This window comes from Wolbachia endosymbiont (group B) of Rhopobota naevana, assembly GCF_947250615.1.
GTDB lineage: Bacteria > Pseudomonadota > Alphaproteobacteria > Rickettsiales > Anaplasmataceae > Wolbachia.
Window position 1 is genome coordinate 544950 of sequence record NZ_OX366333.1, and the last position, 26651, is coordinate 571600.

27 protein-coding genes are annotated in these 26651 nt (G+C 34.5%); 23 read left to right on the forward strand and 4 right to left on the reverse strand.

Annotated elements, in window-relative coordinates; genetic code table 11:
* Positions 1 to 961: 961 nt before the first annotated feature.
* The gene (locus tag OOL01_RS02675) at positions 962 to 1411 is read right to left on the reverse strand and encodes a hypothetical protein (RefSeq protein ID WP_264687071.1); all 450 of its coding nucleotides are present in this window, start codon (positions 1409 to 1411) and stop codon (positions 962 to 964) included.
* Positions 1412 to 1544: 133 nt separating this feature from the next.
* Here OOL01_RS02675 and OOL01_RS02680 point away from each other — a divergent pair, with 133 nt between their 5' ends.
* The 23 genes from OOL01_RS02680 to OOL01_RS02790 all read left to right on the forward strand — a co-directional run bounded on the left by OOL01_RS02680 (position 1545) and on the right by OOL01_RS02790 (position 19860).
* A complete protein-coding gene (locus OOL01_RS02680; RefSeq protein WP_264687072.1) occupies positions 1545 to 2000 on the forward strand; it encodes a crossover junction endodeoxyribonuclease RuvC in 456 nt (151 codons plus the stop codon).
* A gap of 103 nt (positions 2001 to 2103) precedes the next feature.
* Positions 2104 to 3315, forward strand: coding sequence for a DNA modification methylase (locus tag OOL01_RS02685; protein WP_264687073.1), 1212 nt, complete (start codon positions 2104 to 2106; stop codon positions 3313 to 3315).
* Positions 3316 to 3322: 7 nt separating this feature from the next.
* Complete coding sequence (locus tag OOL01_RS02690; protein WP_264687074.1) at positions 3323 to 3799, forward strand: hypothetical protein; 477 nt, start codon at positions 3323 to 3325, stop codon at positions 3797 to 3799.
* Between the two features lie 7 nt (positions 3800 to 3806).
* A complete protein-coding gene (locus tag OOL01_RS02695; protein WP_264687075.1) occupies positions 3807 to 5285 on the forward strand; it encodes an ankyrin repeat domain-containing protein in 1479 nt (492 codons plus the stop codon).
* Positions 5282 to 7108: a phage terminase large subunit family protein gene (locus OOL01_RS02700; RefSeq protein ID WP_264687076.1), complete on the forward strand. Its 1827-nt coding sequence runs from the start codon at positions 5282 to 5284 to the stop codon at positions 7106 to 7108. Before OOL01_RS02695 ends, OOL01_RS02700 begins: the two co-directional genes overlap by 4 nt.
* Complete coding sequence (locus OOL01_RS02705; protein ID WP_264687077.1) at positions 7101 to 7325, forward strand: gpW family protein; 225 nt, start codon at positions 7101 to 7103, stop codon at positions 7323 to 7325. Before OOL01_RS02700 ends, OOL01_RS02705 begins: the two co-directional genes overlap by 8 nt.
* Positions 7322 to 8026, forward strand: a complete 705-nt coding sequence (locus tag OOL01_RS02710) for a glycoside hydrolase family 25 protein (RefSeq protein ID WP_264687078.1) — start codon at positions 7322 to 7324, stop codon at positions 8024 to 8026. Before OOL01_RS02705 ends, OOL01_RS02710 begins: the two co-directional genes overlap by 4 nt.
* Entirely contained in the window at positions 8023 to 9441 is a 1419-nt protein-coding gene (locus tag OOL01_RS02715) for a phage portal protein (protein ID WP_264687079.1), read from the forward strand. The genes OOL01_RS02710 and OOL01_RS02715 overlap by 4 nt, the downstream gene beginning before the upstream one ends.
* Positions 9441 to 10487, forward strand: a complete 1047-nt coding sequence (locus tag OOL01_RS02720; RefSeq protein ID WP_012481770.1) for a S49 family peptidase — start codon at positions 9441 to 9443, stop codon at positions 10485 to 10487. Before OOL01_RS02715 ends, OOL01_RS02720 begins: the two co-directional genes overlap by 1 nt.
* 141 nt (positions 10488 to 10628) lie before the next feature.
* Positions 10629 to 10997, forward strand: a complete 369-nt coding sequence (locus OOL01_RS02725) for a head decoration protein (RefSeq protein ID WP_019078841.1) — start codon at positions 10629 to 10631, stop codon at positions 10995 to 10997.
* A gap of 43 nt (positions 10998 to 11040) precedes the next feature.
* Entirely contained in the window at positions 11041 to 12045 is a 1005-nt protein-coding gene (locus OOL01_RS02730) for a major capsid protein (protein ID WP_264336794.1), read from the forward strand.
* A complete protein-coding gene (locus tag OOL01_RS02735) occupies positions 12003 to 12365 on the forward strand; it encodes a head-tail joining protein (RefSeq protein WP_264687080.1) in 363 nt (120 codons plus the stop codon). Before OOL01_RS02730 ends, OOL01_RS02735 begins: the two co-directional genes overlap by 43 nt.
* Positions 12355 to 12852: a phage tail protein gene (locus OOL01_RS02740; protein WP_007302931.1), complete on the forward strand. Its 498-nt coding sequence runs from the start codon at positions 12355 to 12357 to the stop codon at positions 12850 to 12852. Before OOL01_RS02735 ends, OOL01_RS02740 begins: the two co-directional genes overlap by 11 nt.
* Positions 12849 to 13322 carry a hypothetical protein gene (locus tag OOL01_RS02745; RefSeq protein WP_264687081.1) on the forward strand — a complete coding sequence of 158 codons (474 nt, stop codon included), beginning with the start codon at positions 12849 to 12851 and terminating at the stop codon, positions 13320 to 13322. The genes OOL01_RS02740 and OOL01_RS02745 overlap by 4 nt, the downstream gene beginning before the upstream one ends.
* A complete protein-coding gene (locus OOL01_RS02750; RefSeq protein WP_019078830.1) occupies positions 13309 to 13773 on the forward strand; it encodes a phage baseplate assembly protein V in 465 nt (154 codons plus the stop codon). Before OOL01_RS02745 ends, OOL01_RS02750 begins: the two co-directional genes overlap by 14 nt.
* Complete coding sequence (locus OOL01_RS02755; protein WP_012481797.1) at positions 13770 to 14024, forward strand: PAAR domain-containing protein; 255 nt, start codon at positions 13770 to 13772, stop codon at positions 14022 to 14024. Before OOL01_RS02750 ends, OOL01_RS02755 begins: the two co-directional genes overlap by 4 nt.
* Before the next feature lie 2 nt (positions 14025 to 14026).
* Positions 14027 to 14362: a GPW/gp25 family protein gene (locus tag OOL01_RS02760; RefSeq protein ID WP_012481796.1), complete on the forward strand. Its 336-nt coding sequence runs from the start codon at positions 14027 to 14029 to the stop codon at positions 14360 to 14362.
* 2 nt (positions 14363 to 14364) lie between these two features.
* Positions 14365 to 15156 (forward strand): baseplate assembly protein, encoded by a 792-nt coding sequence (locus OOL01_RS02765; protein ID WP_264336600.1) that lies wholly within the window; start codon positions 14365 to 14367, stop codon positions 15154 to 15156.
* A gap of 263 nt (positions 15157 to 15419) precedes the next feature.
* Entirely contained in the window at positions 15420 to 16586 is a 1167-nt protein-coding gene (locus OOL01_RS02770) for a phage tail protein (protein WP_264687082.1), read from the forward strand.
* Positions 16587 to 16753: 167 nt separating this feature from the next.
* On the forward strand, positions 16754 to 17458 hold the full coding sequence (locus OOL01_RS02775; protein ID WP_264687083.1) for an ankyrin repeat domain-containing protein: 705 nt from the start codon (positions 16754 to 16756) through the stop codon (positions 17456 to 17458).
* Between the two features lie 25 nt (positions 17459 to 17483).
* Positions 17484 to 17933, forward strand: coding sequence for an ankyrin repeat domain-containing protein (locus OOL01_RS02780; RefSeq protein ID WP_007302882.1), 450 nt, complete (start codon positions 17484 to 17486; stop codon positions 17931 to 17933).
* Positions 17934 to 17937: 4 nt separating this feature from the next.
* Positions 17938 to 18369, forward strand: coding sequence for a DUF2924 domain-containing protein (locus OOL01_RS02785; RefSeq protein ID WP_264687084.1), 432 nt, complete (start codon positions 17938 to 17940; stop codon positions 18367 to 18369).
* A 9-nt stretch (positions 18370 to 18378) separates the two neighbouring features.
* A complete protein-coding gene (locus tag OOL01_RS02790; RefSeq protein ID WP_264687085.1) occupies positions 18379 to 19860 on the forward strand; it encodes a recombinase family protein in 1482 nt (493 codons plus the stop codon).
* Positions 19861 to 20326: 466 nt separating this feature from the next.
* On the opposite strand, the gene OOL01_RS02795 is transcribed toward OOL01_RS02790, so the two are convergent.
* The 3 genes from OOL01_RS02795 to OOL01_RS02805 form a co-directional block, all read right to left on the reverse strand.
* Positions 20327 to 22273: an ankyrin repeat domain-containing protein gene (locus tag OOL01_RS02795; RefSeq protein WP_264687086.1), complete on the reverse strand. Its 1947-nt coding sequence runs from the start codon at positions 22271 to 22273 to the stop codon at positions 20327 to 20329.
* Positions 22274 to 22922: 649 nt separating this feature from the next.
* The gene (locus tag OOL01_RS02800) at positions 22923 to 25121 is read right to left on the reverse strand and encodes a hypothetical protein (protein WP_264687087.1); all 2199 of its coding nucleotides are present in this window, start codon (positions 25119 to 25121) and stop codon (positions 22923 to 22925) included.
* 7 nt (positions 25122 to 25128) lie between these two features.
* Entirely contained in the window at positions 25129 to 26466 is a 1338-nt protein-coding gene (locus tag OOL01_RS02805) for a hypothetical protein (protein WP_096097233.1), read from the reverse strand.
* Positions 26467 to 26651: the final 185 nt, after the last annotated feature.

A 26651-nucleotide genomic window follows, 5' to 3' on the forward strand; every position in this document is an offset into this window, starting at 1 on the left:
AACACTGGTATGCTCTTTAAATATCTTAGAGTTTAATCTATTTTTTTATTCAATCTACTTAATCAAAAATATTAACTTTGGAGCCAGAAACTACAACCTATTATAAGCTATGATTTCAATTAAAAAGGGATAAGACATCAAATGGTTGAATTACATTCCTGATTCCTGGGTTATTCACTAAACAGTTAGAAATCAAGGAAGCTAAAACCTGCATAAAACCTAGACTTTTTGACCTACATTCCTAAAAGCATTCCTAGTAACTACATACTTAAAGTGAGCTAATATGGCTGATTTTACCATTCCTAAAACCCTTATATATTATATATATATAATAACAATAGTAATAAATAATAAATAAAATAAATATATAAACTACAAATAAAAATTATCAAAAAGAAGGAAGATCAAAAAGACCACTGCAAAACATTACTTAGATTTTATGAAAAAGATACAATTTAGAGATAATTGCAATTAGTGCGGTTTTAAAGGGATTTTACGACTTCATGGTACAATTGATCACTGAGACCTAAGTTGCTCGTGTAGGATAGCTTAAAACTCAATTACGAGGCATTTCTTTTGCTTTAAACTTTTATCTTTGTAAAAGAAACCCTTGCCTAGCTTATCACGTTTTTTATTCGTTGTAAAATATTTTTTCAAAATAATAAACCAGATGAACGGCAAAGAACAGAAGCGACTGCGAGACGGAATGCTTTGTGTTGAAGGCCTTGTTTTCCTTTTCTACCTTACTATAAACTACTGATTAAAGATACAAAAATAAAAAGAAGCAAATACAGTATTTTAAAGCATTTTATGAGTTTAGGTTTAGTTGTTTCTATCTTATACTAAAGAGCCTCTATAATACCGCTAAAAACGCGAATAAAAGGCATACAAACTCTATATGAATGTAATCCATTATAAGAGATGAATAAGTTAGAGTTTTGAGATTAACTCAAGTAAATTGCTACAAAAAACGTCCTGTAGACTTAGCAGCACCTAAAGAAAGTATAAAAGGATTGAGACGATAACCATGGTCTTTGCAAGAATATCCTGGCCAGCCAATGTTTTCAATAACGTCGTTACAATTTGCACCAAGCTCTTTGGATAAAATTTCTTTTATTGCTTTAATCATTCTATTTAGTGGCCTTCTAATCTTGTACTCTAAATTGTGAATTTCTGAATTAAAACCTAAACGTTCTCCTAGTTGATTGATATTAAGGAACTTATATTTTTCTGCTGGCAATCCGCTTTTGAAATCTTGCCAAAACTGAGCTAACAAAACGTGCATAATACCAAGGCGTGCTACTGAATGCTTACTGATAATTTGAATGTTATTTATGTAGATTGAGTTATTTATAATATGCAAATGTAGTATCTTAGGCTGAGATAGCTCAGTGGATGGAACGAGCAACATTTATTAACTTATTATGTTTAATAAACTTATTATAGTATATTTTCAATAAAAAAGTAGAATTTTTTGGACGAATTTTGAAGTTACCGTGTATATATATTATGTACACACTACAACGTACCTCTAATTTCTAGTAATGTCAATCTTAACACTCGACCTCGGCAAACAAACGGGCTGGGCAATTCTAACAGATGGAATAATTGAAAGTGGGAGCAAAAGTTTTCATGGTAGCCGTTTCAGTGGAGGTGGAATGTGTTTCTTAAACTTTCGTAATTGGCTTAATTCTTTGAAAGACATTTCTGCAGTGTATTTTGAGGAAGTAAGAAGACATCTAGGAACTGATGCAGCCCATTGCTATGGCGGTTTTCTTGCAGTGTTGTCTGCTTGGTGTGAAGAACATCATGTGCCATACAAAGGTGTTAATGTTAAAACTATAAAACGCTTTATAGCAGGCAAAGGTAATGCAAGTAAGAGTGAAGTTATTGAAGCGATACGTGAAAAAAGTTTTTTACCTAGAGATGATAATGAGGCAGATGCTTTGGCATTAATGTTCTATATTAGTAAAGATATTAATAAGACGAAAAATCCATAAAAAGTGGGTCCTTTCGGCCATACTGGCGGGTTTGGTGGGTTCGACCCCAGGCCTTCTTTAGCGTCAGAGATATTTTGAATATTAACTTTTTAATTATTAAGATATGAATTTAGCAATCCACTACTATCCTGTTGAAAACCTCGTCGAATATAAGCGTAATCCTCGTAAAAATGATGACGTAGTAAATAGAATGTGTGCTTCAATCAGGGAATTCGGCTTTCGTATACCAATAGTTGCAAAAAGCGATGGAACTGTGGTTGATGGTCATTTAAGACTTAAAGCAGCAAGAAAACTTGGTATGGAAAGTATTCCAGTGGTCTTAAGTGATAATCTAAATGAACCACAAACTAAAGCTTTTCGATTACTGGCAAATCAATCAGCTAATTGGGCAAAGTGGGATGATGAGCTTTTGAAAGTAGAAATTCAAGAGTTAGAAGATTTACAGTTTGATCTTAAAATGACTGGATTTGAATTAGAAAAAGTTCAACATTTCCTTGATGATTTAGATAGTGAAAAAGAAGATTTTTCTGACTTGGTTGGTGATGAAAAAAGGGTAGAAATAACAAAACCAGGTGATCTTTGGATTTTAGGTGATCATCGAATCTATTGTGGTGATAGCTCTGTAGTTGAATCATATAAAGCGCTGTTAGATGATAAAATGGCAGACATTACTGTTTGTGATCCTCCATATAACGTTGATTATGGTGGTAGCCAAGATAAAAAAATATTAAACGATAATCAAGGTGAAAAGTACGAACTTTTTCTCTACGATATCTGTTCCCACATTTTAGCATATACGAAAGGTGCAATTTACATCTGCATATCATCATCAGAGTTTTCAACGTTGCAAAAAGTATTTGAGGAGGCAGGAGGAAAATGGTCAACATTTATCATTTGGGCAAAGAATCATTTTACGCTAGGCAGATCAGATTATCAAAGACAATACGAAGCAATGCTCTATGGATGGAAAAGCGGCAATAAACGTGAGTGGCATGGAGGTAGAAATCAAAGTGACCTGTGGTTTTATGATAAGCCAACACATAATACACTACATCCAACGATGAAGCCAGTAGAGCTAATGGAGAGAGCAATAGTAAACAGCAGCAGATCAGGAGACATAGTACTTGATCCATTTAGCGGTTCTGGCAGTACACTGATTGCATGTGAGAGAACAGGAAGAATTTGCAGAACAATAGAGCTAGATTCAAAATTTGTAGATGTAACCATAAAACGTTGGCAAGTATACACGGGAAGAGATGCAATTTTAGCCGGTACTGGTAAAACTTTTGCAGAAATTCAAGAAGAAAAACAGTAGGAAAAAAGTGAAAATCACACAAACAGAATGGGCAAGAGAGATAGGAGTATCAAAGCAATATGTCTGTTATTTAGTAAAAAAAGGAATAGTTGAGTTGGAGGATGGTTTGATCAATAGAGAACAGGCAAATGAAGCGGTGGCAGCAATAAGAGATCCAAGTCAGCCACTGAGGAGAAAAAATCCAGAAAACGAAAATACAAGTAACCTTTCCACGATGTTGCTAAAAACTAGAATAAAAAACGAAATGGAACGTGGTAAACTTCTTGAGGCGAAAGCTAAGGCTGAGATTGGTGAACTTGTAGCAGTAGAGGAAGTAAAGCGCGAAGCATTTAATGTAGCAAGAGTTGTACGTAATAATCTGCTTAATATTCCAAACAGAGTTTCAGCGCTACTTGCATCATTGAGTGATACTGAAAAGATTCATATGGCGCTAACTGAAGAGATTACAAACTCACTTGAAGAATTATCTAACACTAAATTTTAAATATAAAATGTCTGCTCACTTAAGTTTAGAATTAATAAAGTGCATCATTAATCAACCAGGATTAGATGTTAATGTTAGGGGATTAAATGGAAAGACTCCACTACATTGCGCTATAGAATTTGACGAATTAAGTATGGTAGATCTGCTGCTTACAAAGAAGAACATTAATCCTTTTGTAGAAGATAATGATGGCAGAACATCTCTTGATTATGCAAAAGAAGGGAAAAAAGAAGAAATATTACAAGCGCTAATTAATAACAAATACGGATCAGAACAAGACAGCTTACTTCATTTAGCTGCAATGATAGGTGAAGTTAATGCAGTTAGATATTTAATAGGAAAAGGTATTGACGTTAATATACGAAATGCTTTGCATCATACACCATTACATCTAGCAGCGGGCATAGGACATGAAAATGTTGTCAAAATTTTAGTAAAAGAAGGAAACGCTGAAATAGATGTCTTTGATGCACGAAATCAGACACCAATGCACTATGCAGTTAACAACAAAAAATTGGAGATAGTAAAGTTATTACTGGAGCTAGGAGCAGATGTAAATAGCGCACGTATAGGGCAAAACTCAATGAAATTGTCGCCTGTGCATATAGCTGTAAGTAATACTAATTACGATGAAAGAGACTTATGTCTTGATATCCTCAAATGCTTAATAAAGGAACCTAATGCTCAAGTAAATTTGCAAGACTACGAAAATAGAACACCACTACATTACGCTGAAAGACTTAAAACAATAGAGGTCTTACTAACGCGAGAAGATATAGATCCGTTGGTAAAAGACGATAACGGTAAGACACCATTTGACTACGCTAAACCTGAGATAAAAAAGGCTTTGATGAGTAATAAATACGGTTCTGAAAAGAATAGTCTACTACATTTAGCTGCACAAAGAGGAGAAATTGAGCTTGTAGAGTCTATTTTAAAAGAAGAAATTGATATTGATATTTCAAACAATAAAGGTCTATCACCGATTTACCTTGCTGCAGAAAAAGGACATTTACATGTAGTAAAATTACTACTGAAAAAAGGAGCAAACTATACACCTGTTCTGCACTCAGCAATCAAGTCAAATAATTTAGAATTGCTAAAAACTTTATTTAAAGAAAAGAGTATCAAATTACCAGATGAGATAGGCAAGTCTGTACCAGTTTATTATAGATGTATAGAATATAGAGATGCAAAAGTAAGAAAATACAATAATGTGATCTGTATTTTTACCTCAGTAAGTGCAGTAGCAATATCGGTATATATAGGGTTAACAGCAACAACAATAAGTAGTGCAATCATTTTTGCAACAATAACAGGGATATTTGCGCTTATTATAGCACTAATCATAAGTGAGATGAGCAAAAGATATATAGAAAACGAATTTCAGAAAAAGATGTTTATGGAATTGGAGGAGTGTGGAGGAATAAACTCTACTGTTAACAATATTGAGATAGAACCAATTATGAGTAGATGCAGACAATGATATACGCTAGAGCTTTTTCTGAAGGTTTAAGACCAGATCCCCAGCTTAAAGTATCAGAGTGGGCGAATGAGTATCGAGTTTTAGCTCCAACTGCAGCATCAGAGCCAGGTAAATGGAGAACAGAGAGAACTCCTTATTTAAAAGAAATCATGGATTCACTATCTCCGTCCTCACCAGCAGAAAAAGTAGTATTCATGAAAGGAGCACAGATTGGAGGAACAGAAGCAGGAAATAATTGGATTGGCTATATCATCGATCAAACGCCAGGGCCAATGCTAGTAGTACAGCCGACAGTTGAAATGGGAAAGCGTTGGTCAAAAGGAAGATTTGCGCCACTGATTGAAAGTACACCATGTTTAAAAAGTAAAGTAAAAGACCCAAGATCAAGAGACTCAGGCAATACTGTACAAAGTAAGGAGTTTCCAGGTGGAATAGTAGTAATAACTGGAGCGAATAGCAGTGTAGGACTTAGATCCATGCCAGTAAAATATCTCTTTCTTGATGAAATAGATGCCTATCCAGGAGATTCAGGAGGAGAAGGTGATCCAGTACTGCTCAGTATTGCTCGAACTAATACATTTGCACGTCGAAAGATTTTTTTAGTATCAACACCAACGATTCATGGAATAAGCAGAATTGAGAAGGAGTTTGAAGCAACAGATAAGAGATATTTTTTTGTACCATGTCCGCATTGTAATTACTATCAAGTTCTAAAATGGTCACAAATAAAATGGGAAAATAACGACTCAAGAACAGCACATTATGTCTGCACTGAATGTAGCGGCAAAATAGAAAATCATCAAAAGACAGAGATGCTAGAACGTGGAGAATGGAGAGCTACAGAGGCAAAAGAAGGGGAGAAAAAAGGATTTCATCTTTCAAGTCTTTATAGTCCAGTTGGCTGGTATAGCTGGACTCAAGCAGTAGAAGATTTTCTTCATGCAAAAGAAAGTGAACAATTACTAAAAGTTTGGATAAATACCACTTTAGGAGAAACTTGGGTAGATAAGGGAGAAGTACCTGACTGGAAGCAATTATTTAACAGGAGAGAATTTTTTCAGATTGGCACAGTACCAAAAGGTGAAGTGGTTCTCACAGCAGGTGTTGATGTACAAAAAGATCGTCTAGAGGTAGAAGTTGTAGCCTGGGGAAAAAGCCGCGAAAGTTGGTCAATAGACTACCGAGTATTTGAAGGTGATACTGGAGGAGGAGAAGTATGGGGAAAACTTTCGGAGCTCCTCAATCATCATTTTATCGGTGAAAATGGTCTTGAATACATGATAAGTATGATGGCGGTTGATGCTGGGTATGCGACACAAGAAGTATACAATTGGGTAAGAGGTCATCAAGGATCTGGAAGAGTAATGGCAGTCAAAGGTGTAAACAAAGCGCTAGTACCACTTAGCAGCCCAAGTAGAGTAGATATAACAGTTGGTGGCCAAAAGCTAAAGAGAGGAATAAAGCTCTGGCCAGTAGGAGTATCGATATTAAAGTCAGAGCTTTTTCAATTACTTAATATTTTAAAAGATGGTGAAGAAACACCGCCAGGATATTGTCATTTTCCCGAGTATGCACCTGAGTATTTTAAGCAGCTAACGGCAGAGCAATTAGTCAGCAAAGTGGTGAAAGGATACACCAAACAAGAGTGGCAAAAGGTAAGAGAAAGAAATGAAGTACTAGATTGCCGAATTTATGCGAGAGCTGCATCTATTGCACTTGGAATTGATCGTTGGCCAGAGAGTAAATGGAATAGTTTGAGTGAAAAACCAGAAAGTAAAAAACCTAAAAAAGTAAGACAGAGTAAGTGGTTGAAAAATGTATAACGAAGAGTATTTGTTTCAAGTTGAACAAGCAATAAAGAAGCTGCAAAGCGGAGAGCGAGTAGTATCAATTGCATATGGTGACCATGTTGTGAGATATGCTGAAGTTCAGATAAATGATTTACTAAGCTTAAGACAACGAATTAAAGCTGAACTCAAGATTGCAGACATGAAGCCAAAGAGGAAAATTGTTTTTGCAACAAATAAAGGAGTTATATGAGGGAAAATTTTCTGAGAAAAGTTGTAAAAGAGGAATATTCTGAATTTTTAGAGCAATTAAAAACTTTCATAAAACTATGGGAGAATAGAGAGAGTTCAGTAAATGGAATAATAGATTTGTCACATTGGCAAGAAAATGTGGATTTTGAGTTAGCTAAAGAGAATGGTATAGTTGGAGTAATTCATAAGGCAACGCAAGGAACAGGGTACATAGATACAAAATACAAAGAAAGAAGAAAAGAAGCTGAAGACTTGGGTCTATTATGGGGTTCATATCATTTCGGTGTAGGGGAAGATGGAAAGGATCAAGCAAATCACTTTTTGAATACAGTGGGTAAAACTAAAAATACAATTGTTGCTCTTGATATTGAAGAGAACGAAAGTGGAAAAAATATAGAACCAAGACAAGCAGAAGATTTTATAAAAAAAGTTCAAGAAGAAACAGGGCGTTTACCTTTAGTGTATGGAGGTGCTAATTTTTTGAAAGATTTTGCCACACCAATTTTGACGAAATGTCCATTATGGATAGCAAGATATGGAGATCAACCTGTTTTACCGCAAGGCTGGAATAAGTGGATTTTATGGCAATACACCGAAGGTAAAAATGGTCGAGAGCCACATGAAGTAGAAGGAATCGGAAAATGTGACAGAAATAAATTTAACGGCACATTAAAAGAATTAAGAGAATTTTGGTTAGTATGATGCTGAAAAATTTCAAACAACTATTTAGCAAGCCAAAAATCAAAAGCTCAGCGTGGGATGCAGCAGGTTCAGGAAGAAGATTTTTTCACTTTCAACCAGAGTTAGGAAGTATAAACAATTTGCTGTCTCAAAACCTTGAAACTTTACGTAGTAGATCACGTGATATGGTGAGAAAAAACCCATATGCAGCAAATATCATTGATACCATAGTGAGTAATTCTATTGGAACAGGAATAAAGCCGCAATCAAAAGCAAGAGATGGAGAATTTCGAAAGAAAGTACAAGAATTATGGCTAAAATGGACAGATGAAGCAGATAGCTGTGGAATAAGTGATTTTTATGGATTACAAGCTCTAGTATGCAGAAGTATGATAGAGGGAGGAGAGTGTTTTGTACGTTTAAGAACGAGAAAGCTGGAAGATAGATTTTCTGTACCATTACAACTGCAAGTACTTGAGTCTGAACATCTAGATAATAAAACAAATCAAACTTTAGGAAATGGTAATGTAATAAGAAACGGGATTGAGTTCAATAGACTTGGGCAAAGAGAAGCATATTACTTATTTAGAGAACATCCAGGAGAAGGCTCATTTGGAGAATCAGTGAGAGTGCCAGCAAATGATGTTTTACATATTTATAGACCACTAAGACCTGGGCAAATTAGAGGAGAGCCATGGCTTTCGAGTATACTTCTGAAACTTTATGAGCTTGATCAATATGATGATGCAGAATTAGTAAGAAAAAAGACAGCGGCGATGTTTGCAGGGTTTATTACAAGACTTGATCCTGAGGCAAATATCATGGGAGAAGGTGAAAGTAATGAGCAAGGAGTAGCACTATCTGGCCTAGAACCTGGTACTATGCAACTACTTGATCCAGGTGAGGATATAAAGTTTTCAGAGCCATCTGATGTAGGAGGAAGCTATGAAGCATTTATGAGACAGCAACTGAGGGCAATAGCAATAGGCACAGGGATAACATACGAACAACTAACAGGAGATTTAACCGGTGTTAATTATTCATCAATCAGAGCAGGACTGATAGAGTTTCGTCGTCGATGCGCTATGCTGCAACATAACATTATGGTATTCCAATTTTGTAGACCAGTATGGAGTAGATGGCTAGAGTTAGCAGTACTTTGTGGAGAACTCCGTATAGATGAAAAAGTGGCAAAAGCAGCGAAAGAAGAAGTAAAATGGATACCACAGGGATTTGATTGGGTGGATCCACTGAAAGATCAACAAGCACAACAGATGGCAGTAAGAAATGGCTTCAAGAGTCGCTCAGAAGTTGTTTCAGAATTGGGTTACGATGTTGAAGAAATTGATCAAGAGATTGCCGAAGATCAAAAGCGAGCTGATTCTTTTGGACTTTGTTTCGATTCTGACATTAATCATAAAAGGGAAGGAAGGTGATGTGGATAAATAAACCAGTAATGGTAGAGAGAAGAAGCTTTGAACTATTATCATTATATAATAGCAAACAACCTATCTTTAAGAACTTAAAGCATTTTCATATAAACCCAAAAGGAATAGCAATAATACGTATTTATGGAGTTTTGACAAAAAAAACAGAAGCTTTTGATCATATTTTAGATATGACTTCGTATGAAAATATTCATGAAGAGATAGAGAGTGCTTTAGAAGATAAAAGCATAGAGACGATTCTACTTGACATAGATAGTCCAGGTGGAGAAGTAAATGGAGTGTTTGATCTAGCTGATTTTATCTACGGTGTAAGAGGAAAAAAGAGGATAATAGCGATAGCAAATGATGATGCGTACTCTGCTGCATATGCTATAGCTTCAAGCGCTGAAAAGGTTTTTGTGTGTAGAACCTCTGGTGTTGGAAGTATAGGTGTTATTGCAAGTCACATTGACCAAAGCGGTTTTGATGAAAAGCAAGGAATAAAATACACAACTATTTTTGCAGGCAAGAGAAAGAATGATTTAAATCCACATGAGCCAATGACGTCTGAAAGTCTGGAAAGCTTACAAAAAGAAGTAGACCGACTATATGAAATGTTTGTGCAGCTAATAGCAAGAAACAGAGGTCTTTCAATTGAAAAGATTCGATCAACAGAAGCAGGTCTATATTTTGGCGAGAAAGCAGTAGAAATAGGTCTTGCAGATGGAGTTACAACATTTTTTGAATTTATTAACAAAGGAGAAAATACTATGAATAAACAAACTACAACTGACCTAGAAATTGATGACCTAGAAACTGATAATTTAACTAAGTATCGTACTGAAATTGTTGAATTAATACGTTTATGTAACTTATCACGAATGCCAGAGAAAATAGGAGAATTTATTGAGCAGGGTGTAAGTATTGAGCAAGCGAGGGAAGTTTTAATGGAATTACTTGCAGAGAGAACGAAAAAGACAGAGATACTGAGTGCAATACCACAGAATTCGCAGGAAGATTTGATGACACAGGTAGCGAAAAGTCGGTGCATTTAAATTTTATAACCGCCATATATAGTGCTCTGCGGTAAATAAGTGTCCAAAATGTGCCATAATGGCTAATTATAAGGTAATAACCGCGGTGTATAGCAGTTATAAACACGGCGGTAAAAAAATAAAAAAAGGAGAGAAAAAGACATGATAAGTATAACTGAAGGAAATAATTTAGGCGATCTTTTAAAATATGAAGTGTCCAACCTATATTCAAGAGACCAAATAACGGTAGCAAAGGGTCAAAATCTGAAGCTAGGGACAGTTGTTGGTCGTGATAAAGACAACATGATTAGGATAATAAATCCAATTGCCACAGATGGCACACAAACAGCAATAGGTGTAATAACAAGTGATATAAATGCGACAGAAAATGCCAAAGCAGTAATCATTACACGTATAGCAATGCTAGCAGATCATGCAGTTGTATGGCCAGCAAATATCACTGAAGAGCAGAAAACTGCAGCAATAAAGCAACTTGAAGGACGAGGGATCATTATCCGTAAAGCAGTCTAAGGCTATATTAAACAATAAAAAAAACAAAGGGGGAAAAGAAAAAATGCAAAATCCATTTACAAATACAGCATTTAGCATGACGGCACTAACAAATGCGATGAATATATTGCCGATAAATTATGGACGAGTTGAAAATCTAAATTTGTTTCCAAGTAGGTCAGTAAGATTTAGACATATTACCATAGAAGAACATAATGGAGTTTTAAGTCTACTACCAACTCAGTTACCCGGAGCGCCAGCAACAGTAGGAAAAAGAGGAAAAAGAAAGGTAAGAACATTTACGATTCCACATATTCCACATGATGATGTAGTGTTACCAGAGGAAGTACAGGGAATAAGAGCATTTGGATCAGAAAGTGAACTTAAAGCGCTGGCAGATGTAATAACCGATCATTTGCAATTGATGAGAAACAAACATGCAATAACATTAGAGCATTTACGAATGGGAGCGCTAAAAGGAATAATTTTAGATGCTGATGGGTCAGAATTATTAAATCTGTACAACGAATTTGAAATCACACCAAAAGTAGTAAATTTTGCACTAGGAACTGCAACAACTGATGTAAAACGTAAGTGTCTGGAAGTACTCCGGCATATAGAAGATAATCTAAGTGGTGAATATATGACAGGAGTTCATGCCTTGGTAAGCCCTGAGTTTTTTGATGCACTAACTTCGCATAGTAAAGTGAAAGAAGCATACGAGAGATGGCAAGAAGGAGCAGCTCTTCGGAATGATATGAGATCAGGATTTACGTTTTGTGGTATAACATTTGAGGAATATAGAGGGCAAGCAACTGACCCTGAAGGAACCGTGAGAAGATTTATTGAGAAAGATACAGGGCACTGTTTTCCAGTAGGAACAGCAAGCACATTTACGACATATTTTGCACCAGCAGATTTTAATGAGACAGTAAATACTCTTGGACAGCCACTATATGCAAAGCAAGAACCAAGGAGGTTTGATAGAGGGACTGATTTACATACGCAGTCAAACCCTCTGCCAATGTGTCACAGACCTGGGGTATTAATCAAAATTACTGCAAGTTAATGAGTATAGAGAGGTTGTTGGAGGATTGTTTTGAGCATCTAGGAGTGGAAGCCACATATTGTAATAAAAATAAGGAGGGTATTCATAAAATAAAAGTGCTAATGAAACGTCCTGAGACTACGTACTCTTTAGGTACAGATGGAGCATTAACTCAGCAAATTGCTTCTATAGAAATACGTGATCAGGACGTTACTTCCTTTAGCATAGGTGATTATATCAAGATTGAAAAAAGGTTCTACAAGATTTTTGAACCACCATTGAAAGATTCTTCAAGTAAAATATGGAAAATTCAAGCTGTAGGAGAAGGAAGTGTTTCATAATGTAAACCAGGTAATAAGTGATATCAGAGGAAAAGAAGCTCAAATCAAATTAGTAGTAGCAAAAGCACTGAATAAAACAGCAATATGGTTAAAGGGACAAGCAGCTAAGGAAATCAGTGAGGAAAAGAAGATAAAATTAACGGTAATGAGAAAAAGGTTGCGAATCTTTAAAGCGAAAGCAGGTAGGTTAGAGGTTTTAATAAGAGCAAACTTGTATGATGTAAGGGCTTCATCTATTGGCAGTATGAGAGAAACAAAAAGAGGTACGAAAACAGGAAATCATGAGTTTATAGGAGCATTTACTGCAACAATGCCAAGAGGTTATAAAGGAGCTTTTAAACGTGAAGGAAGAGCAGCATTGCCAATAAAGGAAGTTAAATTGCCACTCGAACCTGAGGCTTCAAGGATAATAGGAAATCTTGTTAATTATGAGGTTGAGAAAGTGTTTACAAAATTTTTTGAACGTGAATTGAGCTATAAAGGATGAATTTGAAAGATTTACATGGTAAAATTTGTACCACGCTGAAGAGAGAAATACCAGCAATTCAAACTTGTGAAATTTATCCATCGATAAGAAAAGAATTATTAGCGCCAGCGTTATTTGTAGAGCTTGTGAGTTTAGAATCGGGAAAAGATCCTGGAACAGAGGAATTAGCGCTGAAAGCAAGATTTGAGGCACGAATAGTGATTGATAGCACAATAGAAAATGCACCTATTATTGTTAGATCATTAGCTAGCGAAGTTGCAAAAGTAGTAAATAAAAATACTTGGAACGTGAAAAATGTTTCACCAGGAGAATTTATATCAGGAGGAGGAGATGATTTTAGGCCAGAGCTCGATGCATATTTAGTGTGGTTAGTGGAGTGGACTCATGAAGTGCATGTGGGTAAATCAGTATGGTCAACTGGCATAATGCCACATGTTATTGAGATAGGTGAAGTGCATGTTAGAACATAGTTTTGCAATTTCAGAGCTAAATAGAAAATTAGCGAATATTATCCGTATTGGATTGGTGAAAGAAGTAGATTATGAAAAAGCAAAAGTAAGAGTAAAAATAGGAGAATTTTTAACAGATTATTTACCATGGATAACGAGCAAAGCAGGAAAAGATAGAGATTGGTCTCCACCAGATATCGGTGAACAGGTTATGATATTTTCTCCTCTTGGCGAATTATCGTTAGGAGTAGTGTTAGCAGGAATATACCAGGAAAAGTACCCTACACTCGAGAATAAAAAAGAAATAAATAGTGTGAAGTTTCAGGATGGAACAAGACTGTTATATGATAAAGAGAAGCATCATTTAGAGATTGAAGTAGTGGACAAAATAACACTGAAGGCTGGGGGATCGAGTATAGAAATGACAAAAAGTGGAATAAAACTGAAAGCAGAAAGGATCGACTTAAATTGAACAAAGGAATAGTGAGGTTAGGAGACTACTGTGGAGAAGCTATACCACATTTCTGCATTAGTGGGAGTAACAATGTTTTTGTAAACGGTAAGTCAATATGTAGACAAGGAGAAAGTTTTAGTGAAGGAAAAGTAATGATTCAAGGATCAAAAACAGTGTTTGCAAATGGTCTTAGTGTAGGAAGAGTAGGAGATATAGTTTCATGTGGGTTTAAAGTAATAAAAGGCAGTGAAAGCGTTTTTGCAAAATAGAAATGAAGGGTATGGATGCTAAAACAGGAAAAACGTTAGAAGGAATAGAGCACTTAAAGCAGTCGATAATTGATATACTGACCACTCCTATTAACAGTAGAATAATGAGGAGAGATTATGGTTCTCGATTATTTGAATTAGTAGATAAGTCAATAAATAGAGATCTAACTTTGGAAATCTATTCAGCAGTAGCAGAAGCTCTACAAAGGTGGGAGGAAAGATTTAAGCTAGAAAAAGTAAAAATGACAGAGGTGAAAGAAGGAAAAGTAACGCTTGATCTAGAAGGATTATACTTACCAAGCGGGAAAAACATTCATTTTGATGAAATTGTAGTTTAAAGATGAAGCAGCTAAATATTGTAGAAAAGCTGAGTTATGAAGAAATCTTTTCGAGAATGAAGGAAGAGTTAGTAAAGCGAGATGCAAGTTTTACAGGATTGGTAGAAAGTGATCCAGCAATGAAGGTATTAGAAGTAGCAGCATGGCGAGAACTTTTGCTTAGAGAAAGAATAAATGAAGCAGTAAAGAGTAACTTACTTAAATTTGCGACAGGAGAAGATCTTGATAATTTGGCTGAGTTTTATGGAGTGGAAAGACAAAAAGAAGAAGAGGATGAAAGATTTAGAAAGAGGGTAAAAGCAAAAATAGCAGGTTGGTCAACAGGAGGAAGTAAGGAATATTATAAATATCATGCACTGTCAGCAGATAGTAGAGTAAAAGATGCACTAGTAGAATCACCTATACCAGGAAAAGTACAAATTTCAATTTTATCAACACAAACTGGCATAGTGTTAGAAGAGCTACTTGAAATTGTAAGAAAGCAAGTTACTAGAGATGATATAAGGGTTTTAACTGATACAGTAACAGTAATCGGTTGCAATATTATGGAAATAGATATCCACAGTAGAATGAGCATAAGTCCTATAATATCAAAGGAGGAAATCAAGAAGCAATTTATTAAGAAGTTTGAAGAAAGTAGAAGGCTGGGATGGAGTGTAACAAGATCGTGGATAATAGCGAATCTATTTGTAGAGGGTGTAGAAAACGTAGAATTAATAGAACCAAAAGAGGATGTTGTGGTATTGGGGAATGAGTGTGCAGTGCTTGGCCACGTCAAGTTAGATAGGATTTAAAACGTATTTTTTTTGTTTTGTGCCAGTGAGGGGATTGCGTGCAATAAGTGGTTTAAGGTTTACTGGATCCAATGTTAGGGAGACGAAAGTATTGATTTTCTTCCAGAAGTTGTAACTTGTTTTTTAAAGTATGGATAATATGGTCAAATATTATGGAGAGTGTTTTCGATATTAAGAACATCTTTATTTTTCTGCAATGATCTCTTGGTTACTCATAAGCTACCTAAATAAAGGAAATTAAAGCAACTTGAAAGAAAAGACAAATGAAAAGTTTATTACCGCCAAACGCAACAAAGCAAGAGCAAGCACTGGTTAATGCAATCGATTATAAAGTTGATCCAAGCAGGATAAGAGGATTTAAATTTAGCCTAGGGGAAAAAATATTGCCGTGGTTGATTGAGGAATATGGTTTAGAAGAGATACTGCGTTGGGTAAAAGATAGAAGAAAAGCCGTAATAGAAGGAGTAAAATTTCAAAGACTGCGAGGAACTCCAGCATCACTAAAAATAGCACTAAAATGGGCAAATATAGAAGATATTAAAATTATTGAAGAACCACCTGGTAAACATTTTTTTGAGTTGCAAGTAGGGATAAAAGAGGTACCAAATGACTTCTTCGTAGATGCAGTAGTAGAACTTGCAAAACTATCACTGCCTGTAAGATCCAGATTGATGAGGATTTTTAACGATTATTATAATGTGCAGAGATTTATATTGGATGAGAGTTTATTTGGAGATCTTCTTTCTGATTATTCAGGGGTAAAAATAGAAAAAGATGGACCAGTGTTATCATTTGGAAGAGTAAATTTTTTCAGGTCTAGTGGTCCGTTAGTAGAGATTGTAGACAACTATTTAAGAGAGCATTATGAACAAACATTTAGTAATGACATATATCGATTAGATGTAGCAGTACTTGGAGAAACAGAGGCTCATACAAAGGATTACAAAGGCATTTATGAAAGAAGTCATCAGTGGTACAACTTAAAAGCACTATATCCTCTATCACAGAGCTTATTTCCAGAAATAAAGTTTGCCAAAGCACAGATTGTACTGTCAGATAGCTGGAAATTAGGAGAAATAAATGGGTGCTTTCCAGTAAGTAGCGTAGAAGAAAAAGGAAATAAATTTGTATTGGGAAACGATAAACTTTCAGGGCAACGTTGGAATTTAAAACACAAGCCAATTTTAGAAAGATTCAGTATTATCCATCGTTACAAAGTAGAAAATTATACAGATCAGAAGGTCAGAAAATATGTTTTAGCAGAACACAACATTTACTATAAAAACGACTTATATTCAGAGCAAAAAGACTCAATACACGAATTAGAAAAGCACATTTTAGTATTTTATCCAGGAGTACTGAAGTGGCACGAACATCGACATTTGCACAGAAGTTGGAAAAATAGTCAAGTAATATCTATAATAAGTTAAATACTTATATTTAGATCCTCATATATTATATTAATAATAGGTTAAAATGTATGAAATAAAAAGAAAAGGACTTGCTTTCTCATGCTAAAAAGGACATGACTTGAATAGCGGCAGGTAAATATAAGAAATTTGTCTGGCGCTAGAAAAGCTAATTTTGTGAGGTAAGTATGAAGTTTAGCAAAGAATCTTTTAGTAAGTTTTGTAAAGAAGTATCAAGTAAGGATATTAATAAAAGAAATGAAGAAGGAGAGACGATATTACACCAAGCAGTAGAAATCTCCAATTACAAAACAGTGAGGTTCTTAATAAAGAAAGGAGCAGAGGTAAATGCAAGAGATAAAAATGGTTATACACCTCTGCACTGTGCAGTATTTGCGAAAAGCTTAGAAAATGTAAAAGTGCTGCTAAGAGAAGGAGCAGAAGTAAATGCCACTCAATATGTTACTGGATGTACGCCACTGCACTCTGCGTGCAAAATAGGAGGAGTTGAAATAATAAAAGAGCTAGTAAAGGCAGGAGCTGAAGTTAATCAACTGAATAAGTATGGTGCAACACCAATGTATTACATCTGGGAAAGTGAAAAGTATTGCCTATGTGATAGCAAAGAGAGTGAAAAGGCAAGTAAATTTTTGAGAGAAAAAGGAGGAATAACAAAAAGTAGAGAACTGACGTGCTATGGAATAGAGGGGCTAGTGGGAGAAATAGCAGACATGTTGAATGGGAGTTATTTACCAGAGTTAAAAATAATAGAGATAGAAGAAATAAGGAAGAGAGACAAATCGTTAATAAAGAAAGAATGTCAAAATTTAGCAAGCAAGATAATCAGCCAAGTAAATGAGATGATAGATGAGGTGGTGAAAAGGAAGGCTTAGGTTTAAAGAAAGGTAGGGGTAGATTATGATAAAGCTTGGTAAGAAAGAGAAATCTCTATTAGAGAGCTCATTTAAAAAGAAAGAGACGAAAAGGGAACTACATTATGCAGTAGACGCAAAAACAGTGAGATTATTAGTCGAAAAAGGAGCGAATGTGAATGCTAAAGATGTAGAAGGATACACAGCACTGCACCTAGCGGTAACGGAGAAACGTCTAGAAATCGTGAGGGAATTGATAAAATCAGGAGGGAATGTAAATGCGGAAGAATATGGAAATAAATGCACACCGCTGCACCTTGCATGCATGATAGGCGAAAAAGAGATAGTGAAAGAATTAGTGAAGGCTGGAGGAGAAATAGAACAAGCGGATAAATTTGGAATGACAGCAATGGATTATGCGAAAAACAGTAAAGAGATCACTGAAATATTGAAGAAAGAAATAGACAGAATTGAAAAGCTATTTATGAAGGGCTAAAAATATGGAGAAAGAAATAGAAAAGAAAGTAATGAATTTAGAGAAAAAACCTTTGGGTGAAATGAGAAAAATATGGAAGAAGGTATATGGGGAAGAGGCGCCTAGATACTCAAAGAAATATCTGATACCAAGATTAGCTTATAGAATGCAGGAAAAAGCGTATGGAGAAATGTCAAGAAAGGGGACAAAAAGACTAGAGTATCTGGCAGATCGGCTAGAGAAAGGAAAAAGAATAAGTAGCGATAAATTACCAGTAGAAGGGACAGAATTAATATTAGAGAGAGGGGAAGAGACGCATGCGGTAATGGTAACAGATAAGGGTTTAATCTACAGAGAAGAATTTTTTACGTCATTGTCAGCAGTAGCCGGGAAAATAATGGGAATGAGCTACAACGGACCTTTATTATTCGGGATGCGTGACAAAAGTGGAAATTGAGGAGAGAGAATGCTAAAAGAAGTAAGATGTGCAATATATACGAGAAAATCAAATGAAGATGGTCTAGAACAAAAGTTTAATAGTCTTGATGCGCAACGTGTAGCATGTGAAAAATATATAAAAAGCCGAGAAGGATGGGTAGCATTGGCAAAAAGGTACGATGATGGCGGATATTCAGGAAAAAACTTAGAAAGACCAGCAATAAAGGAGTTATTTGAAGATGTTAAAGGAGGAGAAGTAGATTGTGTAGTAGTATATACGCTAGACAGGTTATCAAGGGAAACAAAAGACAGCATCGAAGTAACGTCATTTTTTAGAAGACATAGAGTAAATTTTGTAGCAGTAACGCAGATATTTGACAATAATACGCCAATGGGAAAGTTCGTACAAACGGTGTTATCAGGAGCAGCACAACTAGAAAGAGAAATGATAGTGGAAAGAGTAAAAAATAAAATAGCAACATCAAAAGAACAAGGATTATGGATGGGTGGAACTTTACCGCTTGGGTATGATGTGAAAGATAAGGAATTAATAATAAATGGAAAAGAAGCAAAGACGGTAAAACATATATTTGAGAGGTATATGGAGCTAAAATCAATGGCAGAATTGGCAAGGGAGTTAAATAGTCAAGGTTACAGAACGAAAGCAAGGTTTGATATCTTTAAAAAAGCAACGGTGAGGAGAATAATAACAAATCCAATATATATGGGAAAAATACGGCATTATGAGAAAGAGTATGAAGGAAAACATGAAGCAATAATAGAAGAGGAAAAGTGGCAAAAAGCGCAGGAATTGATAAAGAATCAACCATATAGAAAAGTAAAATATGAGGAAGCATTGCTAAAGGGAATAATTAAGTGCAAAAGCTGTGATGTAAATATGACTTTGACGTACTCAAAAAAAGAGAATAAAAGGTACCGATATTATATATGTAATAACCATTTAAGAGGAAAAAGTTGTGAATCGGTAAATCGAACAGTAGTAGCAGGAAAAGTGGAAAAAGAAGTGATGAAAAGAGCAGAAGATTTATATGAAAAATGTGGAGAAGAATGGAAAAATTTAAGTTTTGGAAAACAGAAAGAAGTAGTGAAAAAGTTAATAAAGGGAGTAATGGTAAAAGAAGATGGAATAGAGGTGAGCTCAGAGGATAAGGTGGAATTTATACCAATAAAAAAGAAAGGAAACAAATGCACAGTAGTAGAGCCAGAGGGGAAAACAAACAATGCATTACTGAAAGCAGTGGTGAGGGCTCACCTATGGAAACGTCAGCTAGAGGAAGGAAAATACGCAAATATAAAAGAGCTGAGTGCTAAAGTTAATATAGGTACAAGACGTATACAACAAATTTTAAGATTAAATTATTTAGCACCAAAAATTAAAGAAGATATAGTAAATGGGAGGCAGCCAAGGGGTTTGAGGTTAGTGGATTTAAGAGAAATACCGATGCTGTGGGGTGAGCAATTAGAGAAATTTTATGGATTAGGGGCGTAATTACACCATTTATAAAAAGAACAAAAGGAGAGAAACTGAAAACACCAAAAACTATTGAAAGGTATTGCTGAGAAATAGGAAAAATAGCCAAATTGCCGCTACTGCAGTTGATATAGAGGAATCAAGGACCATACCAAAAGATGTTGAGATTGATATAGAAAAGTAAATCAATGTTACAAAAGTTGACACCTAATTATGCGAAGATATCAATATAAATATTGAAGATTTTAACAGACTAGATACGACAATGGTAGAAAATGTATCCAATTTTAGCTGCATATTTTAATAGTAGATCTGGAGTGTAAAAGGCAGCCCAGCCATTGTATGTTCCATATCCTCATTTTGTAGCCAGCTTAAAAACAACATAAAAGAGTATTCTTAGAAGACATTGGTACGAACTCCTTAACCTATAAATTATAGTAGTTTATATTTAAATAATAATCTTCAACTTTTTTAGCAAATCAATCTACCTAGAAACTTCTCTCCTAGGATCAGAAGTCCTTCTTAACTCTTCACGTTTTGTCCATTTGTTGTTAGACTCGCTTATTACTTCAGGACGCATTAATCCACCAGATCTTTCAAAATATCCCTGTTCAATAGCATCGTAGACCCAGTAGTTACCAAGCTCGCAATCATTGCCTAACTCTTCTTCGCGACCTTTGAATTTTTCTAATATTTCTTCTCTATTACTCACTTCTACTATAATTTTGCTTTTATTCTGTACGTCAGGATACAGCCTAACGTCTACATTTCCCAAACTAGTATAGAAGGTTAATACTATATCGCTGCCTTCTGTAAGATCTGTGTAATTCCTTATGCCATCTTCAGTTTTAATTTCTACTTCACTTTTACCGATCTTTACTATATTTCTTCCACACTTTACATCCCCATCGGTTAGACCTAAATCCCTTGTCCCATCTGTTATCTTTATAATGTCTATTTTACTATCTTTAGAATATTCTAAGTAAAAAACGGAGTTGTCTACTCTTGCATCTTTTAGCTCGCTATTGGTTGCACTTTTTGCGATTTCAATAAATTTATGAGAATTGCTAATATAATCTCTATAAGCTTTTTTTAGGTTAGTTTTATGCTCTTTAAATTCTGATGTCAGTGTGTTAGCATCAACTGTATTACCAAACACTGCTCCTTTTGATACTAATTGACATATTATACTACTAGCAACTTTAGGATTTTTTTCCAACTCACTGATTTTTTTCATCACATAATCGGTAAAAGTGTACTCATTACCTAAAAAAAAATCTTGTGAAGAAGAATAATTTAAACGTACACCAGACTTTATAGCATCATTTACAATCTCTTCAAGTTCAGCCATGTTTTGAGCTCGAAATACCTTATCAGAAAAATTATTTAACTTCTCCTTTTGATTTGAAGTTAAATTAACGAGTAATTTACTGGCCTGTCCTTTCTTTTGCTGACGATAAATATTTATATCATAATCTAATGCTCCTGCTTCTAAAAATATCTTTCTTAACTCTTGAGCAAGACCTTCATTGTCCCAAGCAAAACGATCAACATACGAAAACACTTTTGATTCACCCATTCCTTGCCGAATATTTAGCACTACTTTTAGGTCTGAATCTCTTTTATGCTTACTTAAAAACTCCTTTAAATTTTTAGTGCAGTCTGAATCGAGTACAAGTAAGTCATACAATTCTGCATTTAACTTTTTCTGTTTATCAGTTAGAAATAATTCTGCTATATTATAGCAGAGTTTATTAGTTGCTATTTGTTGTGGAGTTTTGCCCTTTCTACTTGTTATATTAGGGTTAGCTCCTTTTAAGAAAAGAGAGTTTGCATTATTGTAATGACCTTTGGCAGCAGCAATGTATAATGGTGTTTTTCCTTTACTATCCTGTATGTTAGGATCTGCGCCTGCTTCTAAGAGTAAATCTACAGCCTGATTTCCTGTGCGACGAAATCCACCAATATTTGCTCCTGCAATCGCATGCAATACTGTTGATTGAGATTCTCCTCTTCTTAGGTTAAGAATCACTTTTAAATCTTTATTGTTTTTATTATCATATAAAAATTCTTCAAGGGGCTCAGTATTATCAAATGAACCACAGTTAGAAGCTAAACATTTTAGAGCACTAAGTAACTTTTTGTTTAAAATTTTTTGACTTGGCGTAAGATCATGGTCCAGAGCAAACCAAACACAAATTTGCTCGCTTAGTCCAAGTTTGCTATCAATTAAAGAAGGTAGTTCATTATGATTTCTAACTGATGGTAAGTCTCCTGAGTACCACATATCATTCATCAGCTCATTTAATAAATGCTCTTTAGATGATAGATGTTCTATAATGGACTCATATTCGAAATCATATAGTTCTGATTTGGATTTTGGCTTTAGTAGATTGATGATAGATTTTACCATCCCAGTAGACTCACTCATACTTACCCCTTAAGCTAAGATATATGATATATTGTATGCGATATGTAACATTAAGTCAATAACCATAATCTTTTTACTGCTCACGTCGTTAAGCTTTTGTTAAGTTTTTATGGTGAGTAACAATGGAGTATATAGAGAGGTTAAAAGTTGCTTATGACTCCAAATTTGAGCTAATTTTACTATAAATCAACATGGTTAAGATCTATACTTGATATCACTACTATAAGAGCATGATGCTTTAAAGGAGCACGGAAACTGCTGAAGCTTATACAGTAACCTGCGGAGCCACTTCAGCAGAATAAACAAACACATGCCAGTATTAGTAGAGAATTATTTATAAGTCAACTAACTTTTTCAAAAATATTTTAGCAAGAACATCAGTGTTGTGAAAAAAAGTTCAAAACCTTCCAGCCTTGGTAACTATTTACACAATACATACTTTTAGCTCTTAGCTATCTAAGGAATTCACTGGAGATTGATTACTATAAATGTAATTCATATTATGCTTAGTAATAAATGTATCGGAAAACGAACTTTTAACAGCACTCGATGTACTCGTATCAGGATCATTTTGTTTTCCTTCTATAACTTTGTCACAAAACTTCCCGACAGCATAACCTACTTAAGATGACTATTTCTTAAGACTAGATCACTGATTAACTGCTCGAGATAGACCTGCTTGTTTAACATAAGGTTGTTGGAGACTACCTGGCTGTTGACCAAAAGCAACCACAGAGCTATGTCTTACATCTACCTCTACAAACTCATTACCAATTTTTATAAGGGAACCTTCATCTGTTGCACCTTTATTAAAAACAGCATATATCAGTTTCACTTTGCCAGCATCAGTAATTACCTTATACGCTTCACCTTCTTTATATCTTTTCAACTGGTCCTTAGCATCTTTTTCTTTTTTATCCAATTCTCCTTTCTTAGCAAATTTTAGCTCTATTCCAACTGGGGGGTATTCTTTTTTTTGATCAGTAGCATTTATAACCAAAATAACATCCAACTTCTCTCCACCACCTATTTGAAATTCAGTAATAACTTTTATATTATCTTCTCCGTAGCTACTAAATAAACCATGCAATACAGCTTGAAATGTAGCCTCATTGCTTATTAATGATTTGAAAGGATGTAGTATATGAGAAATTTCTTCAAATAGTTTTTTGTAATCATCATATTTACCAGATTCTATAGCTTTGCTCAAAGCTGCTTTAAATTTTTTATTTTCCACAATTCGAGTAAAATTACCTTGTAAAATTTCTTTACCTCTTTTGTATTTGTCCAATGAGTCATACGTATTTACTGTAATTCCCTTATTCTTATTACAGTACTGATCAAATGGATTCTTATTACTAGGCGTACTGTATAAGTTACAGGTTATTTCTTGTATCTTTATGTCATTGACGTTTTGAATTCTCCTAATATTCCCAATAGGAATTCCTTTATTATCTGGCACTCTCAATGCAAATTCATTTTTTTCATTTATGTTGAGTATAAGCACCTTCTTACCTAAAGTTAGCACTATAGTTGTAACACAATCCTCAATACTTTCTTTTGCTGCTTCTGGGCGTTTCTGTGATCCAGTAACCATTTTATCATTTTGATCATAAATAAAAATATGTTTACCTAACTTTTCACGCTTAATAATATTAGAAATAAGTACTAGCTGACCTAAGATCATTCTGCTGACATAATTAATATTATCACTTCCACCATTGCTCCAAACAATTCCATAGTAAAGATACTCTAGCTGTGTTCTTATCACCTCAGCATTCGTTGCTTCAGTGCCAAGTAACTTTTCTATTACAGAATTACCTTCTCGACTAAGAAAATTTTCTACATCAATTTTAACATTTTCGTGATGAACCATGTCAAAATTTAATCCTACACAAATAGCTTCATTAGCTATAGTAATCATTCTTATAGAGTTAGAAAAAGAGCCCTTAACATAATCTTGTGCTTGCTTCAATGCTTTTATCACTGTACTTATCTCACCAGTACCTGCTTTAAGCTCAATAATAATAGGAATAGAGCTTAGCGACTTATCAGAACCGCGCACAAGCAAAATAATGTCTGCGTAACCTTTTCCAGCAAATAATTCGAGATAAAGTTTTAGGTGAAAACGATACTTAAAATTTATCAAAAACCCAGCTAAAAACCCATGATGACTTGATTCTTTACCGCTAAATAGAGTTTCTTTTTCATATTTCTTATAGACATTTGTAATATAATTAAACATTCTTCTAGCGTTCTTTTTTACTTCTTCGAAATCTTGATTACTCAATTTTGAAATTAAGCTCTCTAGGTCTTGTTGGTCACGATCTTTTTCTATTTCTGTAAAACCTTTTTGTGAATAATCAGTCTTTTTACTAAAAGCTGGATCAACCTTTCCGTGCTTTACTTCTTTTCCTGTAATTGTTATTTCATGCTCTTCTTTTTCTAGTTTATCAAACTCTGCTCCCATTTTCCATTTCTGTGCTATTTTTTCTAACTCTCCTTGAGAGAACTTTAGATGCATGTTACCATCAACTTGATCAGACATCGTTATACACTTAAGTCCCTCATTAGTTAATATAGCTATTTTTAAAGTTCTATTATCATCAAAACGAAAATGAAGTTTTTTAATACCAATTTTAGTAGCAAGTTCTGTGTCTAATACAGTAGCAAACATACCAAAAAAGAAACTAGGGAAAAAGCCTGGCTTTCCAACTGAATGCAAAAAAGAAGGAGATTGATTGATAAACGATTGGAACCTTTTTTGAAAATCTAGGAACTCGTCTTTTGATTTATTTCTCATTAACAGAAGCTGTACCAACTCAAGCGGCTTGACATTACTTGGCATATTACTCCTATTTGCTATGGCTTAAAGATTTTATATTATATGGGGTATCAGTCGTACTGAGACTTGACTGTGGCAAAGTATCACCAGCTTCACGCAAAATTGATTCTTTAGAAGCTTCTTGAGCTAATTTAGAAAATACTTGTTCTCCTAACTGCAATTTTTTACCCCCATGAAATAACTGAATTTTACTTAATACAGAATCTTTAACCTTTATCATCTCTTCACCACTCATTTCTTTTACGTGCTTTAATATCTTCCCTAATATTTCTTCTTTACTTACCCCTTGTCTACTTGGATCCACAATTAAATTTGCTATTGTATATGTAACTGAATAGTCTACAAAAATAGAGGAAATAGATTGCTCCCCGCGGTCTTGAGTTTTTAATTTTATTATACGTTCCCAAACATTCATCATACATTTTTTTGTTTCTTCAGACAGATCTGGATTCTTCAGTACTTGATCTGATAATGAAGATAAAAAAGTTGTGTAACGTTCACATTCAATCTGACTACACAATCGGATTAATTCCATAAAAGAATCAAAGTAATACTGACCTACTAGCACATTCAACACTGCATAATAAGTATTTTCCTTATAATCTCTATCTAGTAATTTTTTCTTTTGCTCATCATCCATTTTAGACAGGCAAAACTCTATGGTGTCTACTTCTTTGTAACCCTTTACTGCAGATAAAGCTGCTTCAATTAACAGATCATCTTTATCTTGACTAGAAATACTGGAATCATTGTGTAATTTATTATAGAAGAACTCTATACCTTCTTCCCAGTTTTTATTAGAATTTATCTGTATGGATTTTTGCAAACCTTCAACTGATTTATATTCGTTTAGTTTTCCAATCTGCTTATCAATAAGAAAAGACCAGAAAGCTTCTATAGGGCTAGTTTCTTCGATATTTTCCAATAATTCTCTTCTCAGATCATCATCAGATCCATCTTCTTCAAAGGCACTTCTCTTAAATCTCATAAATACTTGTTCAAATAATCCAGGAATCTTATCTTCTAGACAATATTTACATGCCAAGTAATATCTATCTGCAAGATCAAGCGGATTTTCTTTTCCATTTTTATTTTTTTCTTCAGTTAGCCTTTCACCAACAGCTTTATTCTTTAATTTTATTCCATCCCAACAAGAATTATCAGAGAATATATCAGAAAAAAAAATTAGTTTTTCCTCATCAAAATCTTCAATTAATTGAATATAAGCCCTCAACCATCTTTCTACTCTAAGGTGTTTTCTTGCTTTAACTTGATTATCGTCGCCTTTAATAGCACCTTTTAATATATCAAGTATTTTATTGTAATTGTGATCCAAACCAGATTCCATACCCGCAACCCCATTTTGTATTTTAATATAAACTTTAGTCTAGTAAATTATCGTTGCCAAGCCAATCTTTTTCTCCAAACCTTACCACTGCACAACAGGAAATTTCTTGAGAGCCAAGTATGATATTTTCATTCTAATAATTAATTGTAAAACACTTTTACTTACGAAAAAATAGACCTTGCTGT